Source organism: Paenibacillus sp. FSL R5-0749, from assembly GCF_038595085.1.
Classification (GTDB): domain Bacteria; phylum Bacillota; class Bacilli; order Paenibacillales; family Paenibacillaceae; genus Paenibacillus.
Map to the genome: position 1 here is coordinate 5,823,091 of NZ_CP152005.1, position 18,151 is coordinate 5,841,241.

Consider the following 18,151-nt stretch of genomic DNA (forward strand, 5'->3'; position numbering starts at 1 on the left):
AATATTATATTCTTATACGATTCTGGTTACATGCTCTGCCTTGGCATCTAACAAGTGAGCCGATGCAGCGATTGCCATGAAGTCATTCAAAGCAATTTCAATCTGCTGCTGGCTCCGCTCGACGTATTCCTCTACTTTTTTGGTGCCACCTGTAATATTACCAATTTCCTTGGTTATTCCAGTCACACTATCACGGATCTCATTGATCGAACTCTCCACCATTGCGGATAGTTTCTTGACTTCCTTTGCCACAATATCGAATCCTCGTCCGTATTCCCCGGCATGTGCAGCCTCAATGGCGGCATTTAATGCAAGCAACTGTGTCTGTGATGAAATCTCGCGTATGGTTCGCACCACGCCCTGAATCGATCCCGCTTGTTCCTGAAGATGAGTCAGGGTCGCACGGTTAGTGGCCGACACCTCTGAGATATAGGAGATACTGGACATTAATTCCTGGCTCCGTTCAATGCCTACATCTGCCTGCCCATTCAGCTCATGTGACATCGTTTTCAGCTCATTCACTACGACTGAGATGTTTTTCTGACGGTTGGTGATGTTGGTAGCGATTTTGGAGACACCCAGTATCTTCTGATTCGTCTCATCGTACACCGGCATATACGTCGCCTCAAGCCATACGGGATTCCCCTTTGCATCTTTGCGTTTCACCTTATCTTGAAAGCTTACTCCACTATATATGCTCTTCCAGAAAGCCTCATATTCCAAACTTTTCGCTAACTCCCCGAAGCAAAAATGTTCATGTTTCATTCCGTACATTTCATCTACCGTATATCCCATGGTCTGGGCAAAAACTTCATTCACATAAGTTACCCGTCTATCCAGATCGAATCGAATAATAGCCAGACTTTTCTCCATCGCCTTGATGACCAGTGCATCGGTTACAACATCTTTCTTTTCCATAGCTAATATAGGCACTTGATAACCCCCACAGTTCATTCCATAATAGATAGCCTTTAACTAGCAAAACAACAATCACAACAACATATGTATCCATCAGGTTCTAATGACTCTACTATTGATACCCAATTTGCAGCATTTTGGATCACCTGTTGTCATTTATTTTTTTATAAGAGAAACTGCTGCACTATATCCGCTGACAACCACTTATTCCATCCGTAAAATGTCTCTGTATCTACTTTTACGTATCGTAACATAAAGCAAAGCAGCATACACTTCTGTATTTCTAACATTTTTTCTGTTTTTTAGTAACCGCTATTACCCTTAGATACTGTATGTCCGCAGGGTAGGAGATCAGTTCGATCAGCATGCCCCTCGGCGCCATTCCATACACAAACTAACTGCCATCACTCATTCCCCTCCCATGTGCCATCAAGGGAACATTACATCTCGGGGTTCAAGTCTCCAGATCAACACGTTCCACCTTTTCATTCTTCTTATATTGGGTGGGTGACTCGCCCATCGTCTTCGTGAACAAAATAGTGAAATAATTAGCATTCTGGTAACCCAAAATATGTGCAATTTCACTTACCTTCATGTCCGATGAGGTTAGCAGCCGCTTCGCTTCTCCCATTCTTCGATAGACAATATAACGAATTGGAGAATCATTATATTTGTCCTTGAACACATGAGATAAGTAATAAGGATTCATATGAAAGTACGCAGCGATGTCCTGAAGCTTCAGGTGCTGAAGATAGTTATCATCGAGAAATTCCTTGATCCGTACGGCGAGATGATCCGAATCTTGTTTTTGTGAGGCATTGGGTTGAGCTAACCGCTGAACTATGGCAAGCATTACGCCAAGCAGTCCTTCACAGATTTTGTCATAGCCCGTCTTTTGATTGGAGGATTCCTCATACATGAACTCGAACAGATCGCCAATCCTTCTAGCGTATTCCTTCGTTTCGATATACGGAGACGCGTGTTCAGGAATGATATGCTCTGTTTGCGTTCCATCCGAATAGATATTCGCTATTCCACAATAATAAAGACTGAGTGGACATTTGGGAGAGGTGCATTGTTCATGAATTACACCTTGGTTGTAGATTAACAGATCGCCTTTTTTGACCGTATATGGATATCCGTTAATTTTAATAACACCTTCTCCATCGGACACATACACCATTTCACTGATATCCTCATGCATGTGACTTGGAAAATTCCAATTGGGATTGCCCTGCACTTTTCCTATATATAACAATCTGGAGGATTCTTCTTTGCTTGTATCGATCATTCCTGTCTCCTCCTGCATTCGTGTCTGAATTATTTTCTAGATGTATTAATATACCCCTTTTACCACAGCAAGATCTATAATTTCTCAGAAAAATAAAGCAAGATCTTTTATTGTCTTCCCTTCCCCATTTTCTTATGATGAGTCATGCACCTTTTTATCCATACCATGTCAAGGAGTCGAGGTAGATTGAAAAAACTGATTTTTTATATCATCGCTATTGCAACAGGAGCTCTTCTAAGCTTTGAAGGGGCACTGTATGGCAAACTTGGAGAACAAGTCGGCACACTCGAAGCTGATTTCTATAACTTCTTCATGGGGGCAATTATTTCACTGATTCTGCTGATTTTCTTCGGTAGAGGAAACCTCGCTGCCATCACCAAATTTCCAAAGTGGAACCTGCTTGGTGGTTTGCTTGGGGTCACCTATCTGCTTACATTAGTCATTGGTGTTCCCATTGTGGGTGTAGGGATCTCCATGATTGCCATTGTTGTCGGGCAGATGGTGACCAGTATTCTGATCGATCATTACGGATGGCTGGGGAGCAATCGCAAAGCAGTAGGAAGCAAACGAATTGCCGCCTTGGTACTTATGCTGGGTGCGCTAGCTCTTACTTTATTCTAGAGGAGGATTACGATGGGTATTGGTTTATTGATTGTTGTTGTCACCTTGGTGGGTGGAGCTGTACTTAGTGCGCAGTCCTCGATCAATGGTACGATTAGCCGAAATATCGGTCTGCTGGAGACGGTTTTCTTCACGTTTGCGTCAGGTACACTGATTCTGGCTGTACTCATTAATTTTTTTGGCAGTGGACATGTACTCGACTTACTTCATGCGCCCAAATTACAGCTTTCTGCGGTTTTCCTTGGTTTCGGATATTTATTCCTGTCCACATTGGCTGTAAATAAACTGGGCGTGACCCCTGCTAATCTTACGGCGATTGTAGGTCAGATTGTTGCCGGTTTTATCATCGACGCCCTGGGGCTTTTCGGTGGTGAATTCATTGCATTCTCTTGGCAGCGAGCTGTCTCACTTATCCTGATGCTCGCTGCATTAGCTCTGATTTTCAGTGAAAAGAATGACCAAGCTCAAGCGGTAACGCTTAGCAAATAAATGATCGGTAATTCTCGATATTTGATATCCAGTGACATTTGGATTTCCCAAACTTTTGGTTGCTCAAACGACATTGTATAGATATAGAAGAAAGAAGAGCATATGATGTCATGGCTCTTCTTTCTTGATGTTTTTTAAGTTAAAAATCATGTACCGTCACACATAGCTGAATCGCAATGCCAAACGGGTCCCGTACAATGCCATAACCTGGGCTAAATTCATTTTGCTCATAAGGTACCAGTACCTTCACGCCCTCATGTTGCATCAGAGAATGATACAGTTGATCAATCGTATGTTTATCCTTGGATTGGATACATAATGAAGTGTTGTTCCCTAGCTGCCATGCTCTCTCCGTGTCCATTGCTTCTTCCGCAATCATGACTTTGTTAACCCCAATCTCAAGTACCGAGTGTGTAATATACTCATCTTGACCGGCAGGGTACTCGAAGCCCGGGTTCATCTCCTTCATCTCTTGATAACTTTTTTTGAATATGACTTTAGCGCCCAGAAACTCCTCATAAAAAGCAATGGCTGCCGCCGCATCCCCGTTCATCGACAAAAATGGTACCACTTCAAAGTTCATGTTATTGCCTCCTTGTTCCTATTGAATTACACTTATCACTATAACAACGAAAGGTGCCATACCATGGCACCATTAAGAGGGTTAGATATGAAAAAATCAGAACGCATGAACCAGATGCTGCGCTATATTAATCAAAAACAACAGTTCACCCTGCAAGATCTTATGCAGGAGTTTCAGATTTCCAAACGAACCGCGATTAGAGATATCGCTTCATTGGAAGAGTTGGGTGCGCCCATCTATGTCGAATATGGACGCTACGGCGGATATCGACTGCTGCAACAGATGCAGCTGCCTCCCATTTCGTTCAATACGGGTGAGCTTCATGCCCTTTATTTTGCGATGCAGGCTCTCCGAAGCTTCTCCAGCTTACCCTTTGAGGTCTCTTTCCGTACCATTCATGAGAAATTTATGAGTGCGTTATCCGACAAGCAACGACAAAATATTGAGAATATCCAACACCGGGTTTCCTTCCGACATACGGAGCAGATCCGAGATAGTGCACATTTGGAGTTTCTGTTGATGGCTGCTGTGCAGAATATAGTGATCCAGGTTACTTACGCTAATCAGCGGATATCCCCTGATCATAGGCCATCCCCTGCGAATCTTGCAGAGTCTGAACAATCAGATCCATCATCCCGCACGTCCAACACCAGTATTCGCACCATCCAACCCATAGCACTCTATGCGAGGAAAGGCTACTGGTATTGCCAGGCTTATGATCTGCAAAAAGAAGCGTACCGGGTGTTCCGTTGTGACCGGATCATATCAGCCGAAGTGTCCGACATTGAACCTTTGGCTCACGTGATTGAGCTTCATGCACAGGATACCCATTTGTTATGGGAACCATCACCAGATGCTATTCCATTTCAATGTCGGATTGACGAAGCCGGGGTTGAACTTTTCCGGCAAGAACATTTTCCCTCCATGCAGATCATACACGTCAACGAATCGGGCAGTGAACAGGCACACATGCTTCTTGCAGGTTCGTATGAGCCTCATGAACTTAATTTCATATTGAGATACCTCGCAGGATTCGGTAAATCCATTCGAATTATGGAACCCGACACGTTAAAAGAATCATTGCGACAGTATTATATGGACTTGTTAGATCATGTATAAAGACTATATTTCTATACCCATTTTACTTCACATGACTTTTAGCTCCGCTTCTGGCCAACAACTCCCGTGCTCTTCTTATTGCCAATAGCTATTTGCACGATGATCTGTAGCACAATGATGATAGCCAAACCATAGAATGCTTGCACAAATCTGCCTGTCAGGTCGTGAAGCCAACCAATTGCCAGCGGCCCAAGTGCGCCAAGAATATAACCACCAGATTGCGTCATGGCAGACCAGCTGCTGGCTTCCTGAGCATTGCTTGTCTCATCAATCGGCAGCATCAGTGCAATCGGGAATAACCCACCTGCACCAATCCCAAGCGGAATCGCCGCGAGCCACGGACTGACAGAGAGATTCAGCATCAGGACCCCTATCAATTCCAACAACGCACATCCAACAAGCCAGAACACACGTCTTTGGTACCGGTGTACAAGCATGGGAATGAATAACGTTGAGGGCAGTGATATTAACGTAAATAACGTTTGGACGTTGCCAGCAGTCTCTTGGCTATATCCCAGACCCTGAATCGCTGGTGCAAGCCAAGCGGTTAATGAATAGAAGATCGCTGCCATCAGTCCGAAGAATAAGGTCAGCACCCATGCACGCCTGTTCTTCACTGGTAGTGGCGCATGAATGACAGACGAAGTTTGTCCGGATTGTCGATCTGTACGCGCAGACCAGGCTAACTTTAACCAGATCGGCAATGCAATGACTGCAAGTAATGTCCATGTGGCCAAAGACCCTCTCCAAGATCCACCCAGCATATGCTGAAGCGGAACGGATAATCCTACACTAATGCTGGCCCCCATCACCATCGCAGTAGAGTAGATGCCGACCATGGCTGCTACTCGGTTAGGAAAATATTGCTTAATGAAGCTGGACAACAGCGGCCCTGCCAATGCAATCCCTACACCGGACAAAAAAGAAGTAAACATCATCAACGGAGTTGCACCCACGAACAATCGTAATCCTGTACCTATCCCAATAAAAATTAAAGCCAGTACAATAGCACCCTCGTTCCCCCACCTTCGACTTAATCTTACGGAGAACGGAGCGAATATGCCCATACATAATACCGGTAGTGTTGTTAACAGACTGGCCGTCATGCCACTCAAACCCAGATCATTCTGTATGGTACTCATCAGAGGAGATATCGAGGTAATGGATGGTCTTAAGTTTAGTGAAGCCAGAATCAGTGCCAATACAATATAAAGTAGTTTCATTATGAATCACCTCATGGTAGTAATATCCTTACCCTCATCCAAAATCCAATTCATTAATGACATGATCTTCGAGTGGTATAAGATTAAGTATAGAATCATTAGAATGATTGAACAATACTATTATTTCTATTAAAATGATTACTAAAACCAATGATACGAGGTGATTCCCCATCGAAATTCGTCAGATGGAAAACTTTATTACCGTGTGCGAGGAGCTTCATTTTACTCGGGCGGCTGAGAAACTTGGCATATCTCAACCTACGTTGAGTCAACAAATACGTGGGTTGGAGGATGAACTTGGTGTTCCTTTGTTTGACCGTGTCGGCAAAAAAATTGTGATGACCCAGGCAGGTACCCTATTTCTGGAGCACTGTGTACAGATGATTCGGCATTTACAGAATACCCAGGATGCGCTAGCAGAATTCCGCAATGATCAGCGGGGACGATTGGTTATCGGTGTTCTTCCATCCGATTTGGATTACCGTATCACTCCATTGCTCGTTGATTTTCATGCCCGGTTCCCCAAGGTGCAATTGAAGGTTATTTCTTCGATCTATGTCGTGAATCAAGTGTTGGAGAATGAAGTCGACATCGGTATAGAGATCACATCTGCCCCTGATGATCGGCTTGTACGCATTCCTTTGTGCAGTGAAGAATATGTACTTGTCGTTTCCGAGAATCACGATTGGGCTGACCGCAGCACGATTAAAATTCAGGAGTTACGTGATATTCAAACGGTGATGTTCCCCGAAGGATTTACCGGCAGGGAATTAGTCGATGACTATTGTCGTAAATATGGTTTTAGCCTTAATACCATCATGGAGACCAGTTCGGCAACCTCCATCATTAGTCTGGTCAAAGCCAACGTTGGAGGAACACTGCTGCCTTATCCTCTGATCCAAGCCATGAATGAACCCACGCTAAGATGCATTCGAATTACAGATGATCCACCATACCGACACTTTGAGATCATCCATCGGTCCGACCGTTACCTGACGCAATCGGCTAAGGCATTTATTGAGAAAACGATCGAGTATTTCAATCAATGATGAGTTTAGAAGGAGAGGTATTGAATTGAAAATAAGAGAAGTTAGTTTGTTGACACATCAGATCGAGGCCATGAGAGAGTTTTACGGTAGACTACTTGAGTTGGAGCTTGTGGAGGATGATACAACATTCGTTTCATTCCGTGCAGGAGACTCGGTCCTTGCATTCAAGAAGGCACCGGAGGAAGAGAATCCATACTATCATATAGCGTTTACGATTCCAACGAATACACTCGCTGATGCAAAAAAGTGGGCCCAAAACCGTAACATTCCGTTGCTTTCCAAGAATGGACAAGATCAATTTTATTTCCCCTACTGGGATGCAACAGCCTTCTATTTCTATGACCCAAACGGCAACTTGATGGAATTCATCGCTCACCACTCACTCGATAATGCAGTCGATGAAGCTTTCGAAGCGAAGCATCTGATATGTATTAGTGAAATCGGTCTGCCTGTGGATGATGTTCCTGAGACGATGAGCACATTGAATGAGCATTATCACCTTAATCCCTTTGCGGGAGATGGGAAGAAATTCTCCCCCACGGGTGATGCAGAAGGTATGTTTATTGTGATTGATAAAAAGATGCCCTGGTTCCCAGACGGGCGGATGCCCGGTGTATTTGCCACTGAGGTGAAGGTGGAAGCTGGCAAGCCCGGTAATCTACATTTACAAAAGGGTCGGTACTCTATTGTTTCAATATGATGTAAAAATATACTGACTGAGAAGCTCAAGAGGTACGTCCCGCTCAGTACTTACCAAATCCATCCTCACACGTGATATCCGATTTAAGAAGCTCGTACAGAGTATGTTTGGAATTCTCTAATTTTTTTTGCACCTCTTCAATTTCTGATATTCTCGCTTGGATGATGCTTGCCTGATCTTTACTTGAAAACCCATTTTTAGAGATCATCGATTGGATCTCATGAATCGTAAAGCCTACAGCCACACATTGTTTCACCACATCCAGATGCTGAATAATGCTCTGCGCATATTTCCGATAGTTATTTTGATCTCTAAGCACATGTTCATCCGTGATAATACCTATTTTCTCATAGTACCGAATCGTGGAAATCGGAAGGTTTACACTGTTCGCTACTTCACTAATCTTCATCTAAATCGCCCCGTTTCTTCTTCTTGCTATAAAGTATACTTCATAGTTTACAATCCTCATAGTGAGACGGATGCAGATATAACCACCGATATCCTAATCTCACCAATATAGATATGAGGAGAGATCGATATGAATACAATTACCGGCCAATTCAACAAAACCAATGATTTTGATACCATCGTCTTGGAGCGCCATTCCGTTAAAGCTTACGACCCTGAAGTGAAAATCAGCCGCGAGGAGATGACCGAAATATTGGCGAAAGCTTCACGTGCCCCCTCGGCGATTAACATGCAACCGTGGCGTTTTCTTGTCATCGACAGTGCTGAAGGCAAAGAAAAACTTGCACCACTGGCCTCTTTTAACCAGACACAGGCACTAACGTCTTCCGCTGTCATTGCCGTATTTTACGACGCTAACAATGTGGAGTACATGGAGGAGATTTTCAGCAAATCGGTGGAACTTGGATATATGCCACAAGACATCATGGATATGCAGATGCAGCAGGTACAACCTTATTATGCAAACATAACTCCAGCCGAACTGCGTGATATGAACCTCATTGACTCAGGCCTCATATCCATGCAACTCATGCTCGTTGCCCGTGCTCATGGCTATGATACGAATCCTATGGCCGGTTATGATAAAGCCCAGATTGCTGAGGCCTTCGGCCTGGATAAAGAGCGTTTCCAGCCCGTGATGTTGATTTCCATAGGTAAAGCAGCCAAAGATGGCTATCCTTCCTATCGTCTCCCGGTTGAAACGACTACGAGTTGGGCGTAACCCATAGCTTTACACATTCCTTCTTATCTAGACCACTGTTAATATAGAAAACGCGTACTTGTATTTAAATAAAAAAGAGGTCCTATGACCATATTCAATGTCATTAGGACCTCTTCTATATGCCTTCAATTTTATGTTAGTGATACAGAGATTTGGTCTTATTTAGAGATTTTATGTGGCGAGTTTTGTACGATCCGTTGTTCTACGATCCACCATCTATCCATTTCAAGAATCTATGGTTCCATATGTTTTCATAAAAAGAAATGGTTTCTTTTCCAGACATCCATGGATTATCCAAAGTGGAAGTGCCATTCTGTATCATATAGTTGTCGTATCCCAATCCATGAGCATATTTTATTGTAGCATCCATACAGTATTCTGTTTGGGCGCCACAGAACTCAATACGACTTACAGCTAATTGGTCCAATAGACTTTTCAAATTTGTTTCATAGAACGAATTCGCATGCATTTTCTGCACAAAAAAATCTTGCTCTTGAACATCAAGATCGGCATGTATCGCCCATGGTTCTTCTCCTGGCACTAATGTTTCATCACAGTGTTGAACGAATATAATCGGTTTATGTATTTCTCTATACAAAGCAATTCTTCTATTCACTCTATTCAGTAAGTTATTCAAATCATCCAAATGATTTCCATCATAACAAACGCCATTTTGTAGATCGACAACAATCAACACATCCGCATATATCTCCATCATTTTAACCTCTCTTCGTTTGCAATATGTTCATTCAACTTAGATCTATTGATGATGAAAATTCCTATGATCAGTATACTGGATAACAAAAAAAGATGATATGACCAAGTCATATCATCTTTTTGAATATCTATTTACTTGTTAAAAAATAATCCAGAATCAACCTTACTCAACCGTTACGCTTTTCGCCAGGTTACGTGGTTTATCCACATCGTGACCCAGTGCGAGTGAAGCATAGTATGCCAGCAATTGCAGCGCAACTACAGACAGAGCCGGGCTCAAGAGTGGTAGCGTCTTAGGAATGGCAAACGCTTGGTCTACGGATTTCAGCAATGGTGCTACGTGCTCTTCGTACGTAATTGCCAATACATCTGCGCCACGTGCTTTTACTTCCTTAATGTTGCTCACTGTTTTCTCAAGTACGTTCTCCTGCGTTGCCAGGGCAATAACAGGAATACCGTCTTCAATCAGTGCAAGCGTACCGTGTTTCAACTCACCCGCAGCATAAGCTTCGGAGTGAATATAAGAGATCTCTTTCAACTTCAAAGACCCTTCTTGAGCTACTGCATAGTCAAGACCACGGCCGATGAAGAAGAGATGTTCATGTTTGGAGATTTGCTCTGCATATCCTTTGATTGCATCGGCTTGCTCCAACATGGACTCTACTTGCTCAGGCAATGCTTGCATCGCTGCCAGCGTGTGTGCAATCTCTTCAGCAGTTTGAGTACCACGAACTTGGGCAAGGTACAGACCAAGCAAGTTGAACGCGATCAACTGTGAAGTATACGCTTTGGTAGAAGCTACAGCAATTTCAGGACCTGCCAATGTTGCGATAACGTCATCTGCATCACGTGCAATCGAGCTGCCCACGACGTTTGTGATTGCAAGTACATGTGCACCATTCGATTGTGCTTCACGCAATGCAGCAAGCGTATCGGCAGTTTCACCAGATTGGCTAACTACGATGACGAGAGTATCTTTGTGCACGATTGGAGAACGGTAACGGTACTCGGAAGCCACATCTGTTTCAACCGGAATACGCACCAATTGCTCAATCACTGTACGTCCAACCAGACCTGCATGGTACGCTGTACCACATGCAATGATTTGAACGTTACGGATATTTTTAATTTGTTCTTCAGTCATTTTCAACTCAGGAAGTTGAACTTTTTTGCCTTCATTATCGATGCGACCCAGCATAGTATCACGATATGCTTTTGGTTGCTCATGAATTTCTTTCAGCATGAAGTGCTCGAATCCGCCTTTTTCTGCGGTTACAGCATCCCAATCGACACGAATCATTTCCCGAGAAATAAAGTTGCCTTCAATCGTCATCAATTCGACAGCATCATGTGTCAATACAGCCATTTCACCATCATTAAGAATGTACACGTTACGTGTATGTTCCAGAATTGCCGGGATGTCGGAACCAATGAAGTTCTCGCCTTCACCAATACCGATAATCAATGGACTTGCTTGACGCACAGCTACGAGTTTCTCAGGCTCATGCTCAGTCAACACACCCAGTGCAAATGCGCCACGCAACAACGTGATCACTTTTTGTACTGTTTTAACGATATCACCATTGTATTCACGTGCGATCAGGTGAGAGATAACCTCAGTATCTGTCTCGGAAGTGAACGTATGACCTTGAGCCATCAATTCGTCCTTCAGATCCAGGTAGTTCTCAATAATACCGTTATGCACAACAGAGAACTTCTGACTTCCATCTGTGTGTGGATGAGAGTTCTCATCCGATGGTTTACCATGAGTAGCCCAACGTGTGTGTCCGATTCCGGCATTACCTACCAGTGGTGCACCATCCAGCTTGGCTTCAAGGTTCGCAAGGCGACCCAGAGCTTTCGTGATTTGCAGACCTTCTGGTGTGAATACCGCAATACCTGCAGAATCATAACCACGATACTCGAGTTTCTTCAATCCTTCGACCAATACCGATTGAGTGTTCTTATTACCAATATATCCAACAATACCGCACATAGTTTATTTCCTCCGTTTGTATATGAATACTGTGTCACGAAGAGAAACAGGCAGAGGCGGCATATCGGAAAAATGAGTGATTGCCTAGCGTTTCATGAATACTTGGTACTTATTCAATTATCAATGATCAGAGCGACCTCGTGTCGCCCCGCTGTCATCATAAGCTGTTATGAATGCAATCATGAATGTACATCATTTTCCCGTCCGCGTACTGTTTACGCTCTTCACGCACATTCATTTGAATTTTAGTATGACTCTTGCACCTGCACCGGCGCGTTGTGTGGACAGTCACCTATCCATTTTCCGCAATCCGGTTTACGGCTCTGGTGCTTCACCGGGAGGTCCCCGCCGAACAATCCGAACACCTCCACCTCGTCAGCTTGATTGCCGTTGATGTTAATCAGCCGTTCTTCAACCTAGAAGAAATCCTGATCAACATCATCCCGCGCAACTCCAAGCTCTGGCGCTTGTGTAACTGTAACCTTACGTTCCTCACTTTCTGTGTCTGAATGACGACTCCACTCATTATATGCACGTCAGGTCCATTTTGCAATGGAGCAAAGTACCTGTGACAATTTCAGCATATTTACCCACAATCCCGACCGGATAATCGGACCTATGGTCTCATCAGGCCGGGACGCAGGAATATTCATGAATAGAGGAAATTCAAAAAGTCCGCTTTTGATTACGAATCATGCCTAATGGCATTATCAGCATCGAATATGAAATTCAGCCGAAATAAGCGGGAGCTTACGAAGTATGTTTCCTATTGAAACATTGTAGTTGCTCACGTAGTTTGCCTACGCTCCGCTACTCCATTTCTATCTTCATTCCATCTTCTCGGTACTGAAAACCAGACTTTTTGAACACGTACCAATCCCCAATCCTATACCAATTCTTTTTGAACTACATCTGCGATTTGAGACACAAATTGTTCAAGTTCGTCTTTGTCTGGTCCTTCCGCCATAACACGGATCAGAGATTCTGTCCCAGAAGCACGAACGAGCACACGTCCATTATCGCCAAGTTGTTGTTCTACTGTAGCAATAGCTTGCTCAATTGCAGAATTGCCCTCATATTTGCTCTTATCTTCAACACGCACATTCACCAATACTTGTGGGTACTGGGTCATTAGCGCTTTGAGCTCACTCAGTTTTTTACCGGAAGCCTTGAGCGTATCCACGAGTTGAATCGCAGTCAGCATACCATCTCCCGTTGTATTGTAATCCAGGAAAATAACATGGCCAGATTGCTCTCCGCCTAGGTTGTAACCGCCGCGACGCATTTCCTCCATCACATAACGGTCACCTACTGCAGTTTTAGCTGTTTTCAGTGCAAGTTTCTCTGTTGCTTTGTAGAATCCGATGTTACTCATAACCGTTGATACAACGGTGCTGTCCTTCAACTTGCCTGCACGATTCATGGCATCACCACAGATACACAGAATGAAGTCTCCATCCACCTCAGCGCCAGTCTCATCAATAGCAATCAGACGATCTGCATCCCCGTCAAAAGCAAGACCCAGATCCGCTTTATGTTTGAGCACTTCCTGTTTCAGGTTCTCTGGATGCGTTGAGCCACATTGCTCATTAATATTCAGGCCGTTTGGCTCAGCGCCAATGGCAATGACTTCTGCACCAAGTTCACTGAATAATTTCGGTGCCAGCTCATAAGCTGCTCCGTTCGCACAGTCCAAAACAATTTTAAGACCAGAGAACGACTCATTAACCGTCGTTTTCAGGAAGTCGAGGTAACGATAACGGGATTCCTCATCCATCGTTACTGTACCTAGACCGCCACCCACTGGTCGTGGCAATTGATCTGTCTCCGCATCCATCAGCTCTTCAATCCGGTTCTCTGTCTCATCGGACAGCTTGAAGCCATCTCCCCCAAAGAACTTGATACCGTTATCCTCTACAGGATTGTGGGAAGCCGAGATCATCACACCTGCGTCAGCTTTCAGCAAACGTGCAATATATGCTACTCCCGGAGTGGATACAACGCCCAGACGAATTACATCAGCGCCAATGGACAACAGACCTGCAACCAGTGCGGATTCCAACATCAATCCCGAGATACGAGTATCCATGCCAATAACCACTTTTGGTCTTTCCACACCACCTGCAAGCACGTAACCACCACAACGTCCAATGCTGTAAGCAAGCTCTGCCGTTAACTCTTTATTGGCAACTCCTCTTACACCGTCTGTACCAAAATATTTCCCCATGATTTAACTCCTTCTATTCGCATCATATACGAGCACTAATATTATTTTTTGAGAATTTTAAAATTAGAACGTTTACGGATTCGTGCCACTTTTACTGCCAGTACCGCTGTTATTATTATTTAAATTACCTCGACTGTTTGTGTTCCCCTGTTGGCCCTGATCCTGAGTATCCGTATTCGATTCCGTTTCTTCTTCATCAGGAACAGGCTCAGTTCCCCCATTTTCGACCTCGGCTGGTGAAGGGTCAGGTGCTACCGTTCCCTCGTCAGTCGGCTCTTCGCTAGGAGTAGTCGTTGTGTCTTCAGCCTTTTCGCTAATTTTGACCGTTGCACTCAGAGCATTGGATGATTCATCCAGTTTGGCAAAACGGGGCAGGTCGGCTTCAAGCTCGATCTCATGCGTTCCAACCGCAAGTCCAGCAAGATCACCTGTCAACTTGATATCCTCACTACTCAGACCCTCGAGCATGCTTGGTGAGCCTGTGAGTGTAAGGTTCAGACCGCCGCTTCGAGGCGTAACCAGCGTCCCTTCCAGTCCATTTCCCGCACCGGTAAGTGTGATGGGGACGTTCGGAAAGACTTTCGTTGTCTCCTCTGCCTCGTCAAATGGTGATATGGTTACCTTGAGCTGAATCGAACTAGGCTCGATTTTCTCAAAACCGGAAGGCGGCGTCAAGTCCACGTTAACTGTCGATGTACCCGACTGATCAAACTGGGTAAGATCAAGGGTTACTTGGTCGTAGGACTGTATACCCGCAAGCGCATCCTCAGATCCATAAACCGAGACTTCTTTCACGCTAGGCTCTACTGTGGAGAGAACCAGGCCTTCTGGTAGCTGTCCCGAGTATTTGATTCTTAAGGGTATAGATGTATAGGGCTGACTGACCGGAACTCGGACTTCAACCGTTTGAGGCGTTATAATCGCGTTTTCAAGGACCTTACCTTCAGCATCATATGCTTGAAGTTTCACTTTTTTCTGTATGACATCTTCCTTGGCATCTTTTACGCTCAGACTGCCCTGGACCTTCGCTACTGCCTCGAGTTGCCCTTCGGGCAGAGTTACCTTGACCGGCGTCGAAGGTTCAATCACGGGCGTCCCAGCGCTGTATCCGGCGGATGGTTCCCCTTCGGGTACAATATTCACATTGAAGGATTTGGTGCCCAATTTTTCTACATTCACGGTAACCATGGAAGGCTCCATACTGACTACTTCCACCCCGGAAGGCAAATCAGGTACAAGCGGCAGTGTATTCGACCCATCTTTCACTTGGCTCAGATCCACCAGTACCTTGTAATCGTCATTGGTAAAGATCGATGTGAGCATCGAGCGCTGTCCTTTAATCTCCAACCGGACCTCATCCGTACTTAATGAAGTAAGCACATAGCTGTTGCTGTCTAATCCATAAGGTTGAACAGGCACCGTACGTTCCACAACCTTGTTGGTTGTGCCTGTTGTAATCGTAGGGGTGGTTGGTACTTCATCCAGATGAATCATGAACCAGAGCAGCAGACTCACCGCAAGCGCAAGTATTTTGGCAAAGTTATTATTGTTAAACCACTTATCCATTGTTACGTCCTCCCTTCCGTTTCCAGAAGGTTGTCCAACCATTCTTTTTCAGATTGGATGTAGGGCGCAACTCCTCATACAGTTTGGCAATCAGCGATTCTTCCTTAATATCACGAACGACCTGTCCGTTCATCGCCAGTGATACTTGTCCGGTCTCCTCGGAGACAACCAAACAGATCGCATCTGCAACTTCGGTGATCCCGATGGCTGCACGATGGCGTGTCCCCAATTCTTTACTGATAAACGGATTCTCTGATAATGGCAAATAACAAGCTGCCGCCGAAATCTGTTTCCCTTGTATAATGACGGCTCCATCATGGAGCGGTGTATTTGGAATAAAGATGTTAATCATCAGCTCCGAGCTGACCAGAGAGTGCATCTTAATACCCGATTCTGTGTAATCGTTCAGACCCGTTTCACGTTCAAATACGACCAATGCGCCGATTTTACGCCGTGACAGATAATTAACAGACTTAATAATCTCACCAATTAACACCGTTAACTCTTCATCACTCGCTGCCGCTGAACGACCAAATAGCTTACCGCGTCCCAATTGCTCCAGACCACGACGCAGTTCCGGCTGAAAGATAATGAACACCGCAACGACACCAAACGTAAACATTTGGTTCATTAACCATTTGAGCGTATACAGGTTTAGCCACGTACTTAATGCCCAGATCAGCACAAGGAACAGAATTCCTTTCAGGAGCTGAACAGCACGTGTACCCCGCACAAGCAAAATCAGTTTGTACATAATATAGGTAACGATCAATATATCGATAACGTCCTTAATGGACTCTGTCCACGTTAAGTCAGCAAAATAATTCATAAGCCAGCCCCCGCTATCCCCATTGATGAGTAAACCCTGATCTCATATTAACCCATTAGGATTTTATATAATCCTTTGTCTACGCATTTTTGCATCATTCGATATATACAAAATGCTTATCTATATGTAGTAGTATGTTCTCTTTAGTATCTAGGTTATAACGTTAACGTTCAGGTTGCAAGTTACGGCAGTCTCAAACTGCACATAAACATCACATTTACCATGAATTACAAAGTTTACGTATAAAAAAAGAGTACCCCATGCAATCTGGAGGTACCCTGCTTGGTATATACCATTGAAGATTTTACCCTGTTCTAGCGATAAGCCACTTCATTTACCATATTGGTTATTTTGTACCAGACCCAGTCCAGCGCTTGATCAATACTTTTCACCTGACCCGAAATATGCGCCGTTGAAGCCTGAAACAGTTGTCCGTCGATAACCGTCAGATTGCCGTTCACATCACCATATACTTGTGCGGTTCCATTTTCTATCGTAAGATCGCCAGCAATTGACTTACCTTCAGGAACAATAACCGTGTTACCCTGAATCACGATCTGGTCCAGATTATTTCCCTTAACAACCATTTCGTTATTCTGATTCCAGAAATTCAAGGCGCTAAAGAGCATCACGACCAAAAAGAAGGCTGCCGCCGTCAGCGCGGGATGTCCTTTGACCCATTTGAGCCATATTTGCTGTCTCTTGGGCTGGGGCAGAGCATTCATAATTCGATTGGTCAGCTCATCAGAGGCAGACGGTGAATAGTGTTTCATGGCAAAGAGTAGCATTTCCGTCTGTTCCAACTCTTTAAAGCGCATGCGACAATCCGGACAGATCACCAGGTGACTTTTTAATTCAACCTTCTGGGCCGGGGACAACGACTCATCCAAACATTCATGCATTAAAGAGACGGCCGAGTTGCAATCCATATGAGAGCCAATCCTTTCTTAAATCACTTAGTCCATGAGCCATTAAAAAGCACGCATAAGACTTGCATACATTACATACGCATCCGTTTCGGATATGTTTCAAATAATTTTGCCCATATTTCAAGGCGTATAACATTTATAACTTGTATTCCAATTTTTTACGTAGAAAATCACGGCCCCGATGAACGCGTGTCTTGATCGTTGTTACGGGCATACCTGTCACGTCACTGATTTCCTGTAACGACAAGTCCTGTAAATACCTTAGAATCATAACGGACTTATACTTGGCTGGCAAACTGTCAATGGCTTCACGAATGAGCGTTTGCGTCTCTGACAGCAGTGCCTCACTCTCTGGTGTACGATCATCACTCGGAAGCATCGCATAACCATCCGATCCTTCCTGATCATTCAGTTCAGCATCCAAAGAGTATGAAGGTTTCTTTCTGCGCAGTCGGTCAATACACAGATTGGTCGCGATCCGGTAGATCCAGGTTGAGAACTTCTGGTTCGGATCATACTTCTCCATATTGCGAAACACACGCAAAAACGTCTCCTGCACAACGTCCTCAGCTTCATGACGATTGTTCAGCATCCGATATGCCAAATGAAACAGCTTGTCCTTATATAGTTCAACGATTTCTGCGAAGGCTCTCTGGTCGCCTTTAAGCACCAGTCTCACAAGCCTATTCTCCAAATTGTCCACCC

General features: G+C 44.4%; 18 protein-coding genes. 6 read left to right on the plus strand and 12 right to left on the minus strand.

What is annotated here, in order from left to right; all coding sequences use genetic code 11:
* Positions 1–12 precede the first annotated feature (12 nt).
* Both MKY85_RS26035 and MKY85_RS26040 read right to left on the minus strand, forming a co-directional pair.
* Positions 13–933, minus strand: a complete 921-nt coding sequence (locus MKY85_RS26035; protein WP_339237941.1) for a PAS domain-containing methyl-accepting chemotaxis protein — start codon at positions 931–933, stop codon at positions 13–15.
* 439 nt (positions 934–1,372) lie between these two features.
* On the minus strand, positions 1,373–2,209 hold the full coding sequence (locus tag MKY85_RS26040) for an AraC family transcriptional regulator (protein ID WP_339237943.1): 837 nt from the start codon (positions 2,207–2,209) through the stop codon (positions 1,373–1,375).
* 186 nt (positions 2,210–2,395) lie between these two features.
* Between MKY85_RS26040 and MKY85_RS26045 the strand changes: the two genes are divergently transcribed.
* Positions 2,396–2,830, plus strand: a complete 435-nt coding sequence (locus tag MKY85_RS26045; protein WP_339237944.1) for a DMT family transporter — start codon at positions 2,396–2,398, stop codon at positions 2,828–2,830.
* A gap of 12 nt (positions 2,831–2,842) precedes the next feature.
* Positions 2,843–3,319: a DMT family transporter gene (locus MKY85_RS26050; protein ID WP_339237946.1), complete on the plus strand. Its 477-nt coding sequence runs from the start codon at positions 2,843–2,845 to the stop codon at positions 3,317–3,319.
* Positions 3,320–3,458: 139 nt separating this feature from the next.
* Here MKY85_RS26050 and MKY85_RS26055 read toward each other — a convergent pair whose 3' ends face one another.
* Entirely contained in the window at positions 3,459–3,902 is a 444-nt protein-coding gene (locus tag MKY85_RS26055) for a VOC family protein (RefSeq protein WP_339237948.1), read from the minus strand.
* 87 nt (positions 3,903–3,989) lie between these two features.
* On the opposite strand from MKY85_RS26055, the gene MKY85_RS26060 reads away from it, so the two are divergent.
* On the plus strand, positions 3,990–5,021 hold the full coding sequence (locus tag MKY85_RS26060; RefSeq protein ID WP_342571119.1) for a YafY family protein: 1,032 nt from the start codon (positions 3,990–3,992) through the stop codon (positions 5,019–5,021).
* A 38-nt stretch (positions 5,022–5,059) separates the two neighbouring features.
* Here MKY85_RS26060 and MKY85_RS26065 read toward each other — a convergent pair whose 3' ends face one another.
* On the minus strand, positions 5,060–6,244 hold the full coding sequence (locus MKY85_RS26065) for an MFS transporter (RefSeq protein ID WP_342571120.1): 1,185 nt from the start codon (positions 6,242–6,244) through the stop codon (positions 5,060–5,062).
* Positions 6,245–6,429: 185 nt separating this feature from the next.
* Between MKY85_RS26065 and MKY85_RS26070 the strand changes: the two genes are divergently transcribed.
* Both MKY85_RS26070 and MKY85_RS26075 read left to right on the plus strand, forming a co-directional pair.
* Positions 6,430–7,293, plus strand: coding sequence for a LysR family transcriptional regulator (locus MKY85_RS26070; protein WP_339257548.1), 864 nt, complete (start codon positions 6,430–6,432; stop codon positions 7,291–7,293).
* A gap of 25 nt (positions 7,294–7,318) precedes the next feature.
* Positions 7,319–7,993: a VOC family protein gene (locus MKY85_RS26075; protein ID WP_342571121.1), complete on the plus strand. Its 675-nt coding sequence runs from the start codon at positions 7,319–7,321 to the stop codon at positions 7,991–7,993.
* 43 nt (positions 7,994–8,036) lie between these two features.
* On the opposite strand, the gene MKY85_RS26080 is transcribed toward MKY85_RS26075, so the two are convergent.
* Entirely contained in the window at positions 8,037–8,402 is a 366-nt protein-coding gene (locus tag MKY85_RS26080) for a MerR family transcriptional regulator (protein WP_342571123.1), read from the minus strand.
* Positions 8,403–8,531: 129 nt separating this feature from the next.
* On the opposite strand from MKY85_RS26080, the gene MKY85_RS26085 reads away from it, so the two are divergent.
* The gene (locus MKY85_RS26085) at positions 8,532–9,182 is read left to right on the plus strand and encodes a nitroreductase family protein (protein ID WP_342571124.1); all 651 of its coding nucleotides are present in this window, start codon (positions 8,532–8,534) and stop codon (positions 9,180–9,182) included.
* Between the two features lie 202 nt (positions 9,183–9,384).
* Here MKY85_RS26085 and MKY85_RS26090 read toward each other — a convergent pair whose 3' ends face one another.
* From MKY85_RS26090 to sigW, 7 genes are all read right to left on the minus strand, one after another.
* Positions 9,385–9,897: a cysteine hydrolase family protein gene (locus MKY85_RS26090; RefSeq protein ID WP_342573484.1), complete on the minus strand. Its 513-nt coding sequence runs from the start codon at positions 9,895–9,897 to the stop codon at positions 9,385–9,387.
* Between the two features lie 165 nt (positions 9,898–10,062).
* Positions 10,063–11,895, minus strand: a complete 1,833-nt coding sequence (gene glmS / locus MKY85_RS26095; protein ID WP_342571125.1) for a glutamine--fructose-6-phosphate transaminase (isomerizing) — start codon at positions 11,893–11,895, stop codon at positions 10,063–10,065.
* An 886-nt stretch (positions 11,896–12,781) separates the two neighbouring features.
* Positions 12,782–14,122, minus strand: a complete 1,341-nt coding sequence (gene glmM / locus MKY85_RS26100; RefSeq protein ID WP_339237964.1) for a phosphoglucosamine mutase — start codon at positions 14,120–14,122, stop codon at positions 12,782–12,784.
* Positions 14,123–14,194: 72 nt separating this feature from the next.
* Entirely contained in the window at positions 14,195–15,688 is a 1,494-nt protein-coding gene (locus MKY85_RS26105) for a CdaR family protein (RefSeq protein WP_342571126.1), read from the minus strand.
* The gene (gene cdaA / locus MKY85_RS26110) at positions 15,681–16,517 is read right to left on the minus strand and encodes a diadenylate cyclase CdaA (RefSeq protein WP_017692119.1); all 837 of its coding nucleotides are present in this window, start codon (positions 16,515–16,517) and stop codon (positions 15,681–15,683) included. Before cdaA ends, MKY85_RS26105 begins: the two co-directional genes overlap by 8 nt.
* A gap of 314 nt (positions 16,518–16,831) precedes the next feature.
* Positions 16,832–17,446, minus strand: a complete 615-nt coding sequence (locus MKY85_RS26115) for a zf-HC2 domain-containing protein (protein WP_339237968.1) — start codon at positions 17,444–17,446, stop codon at positions 16,832–16,834.
* Between the two features lie 136 nt (positions 17,447–17,582).
* Entirely contained in the window at positions 17,583–18,149 is a 567-nt protein-coding gene (sigW, locus tag MKY85_RS26120; protein ID WP_264933311.1) for an RNA polymerase sigma factor SigW, read from the minus strand.
* Between the last annotated feature and the right edge of the window lie 2 nt (positions 18,150–18,151).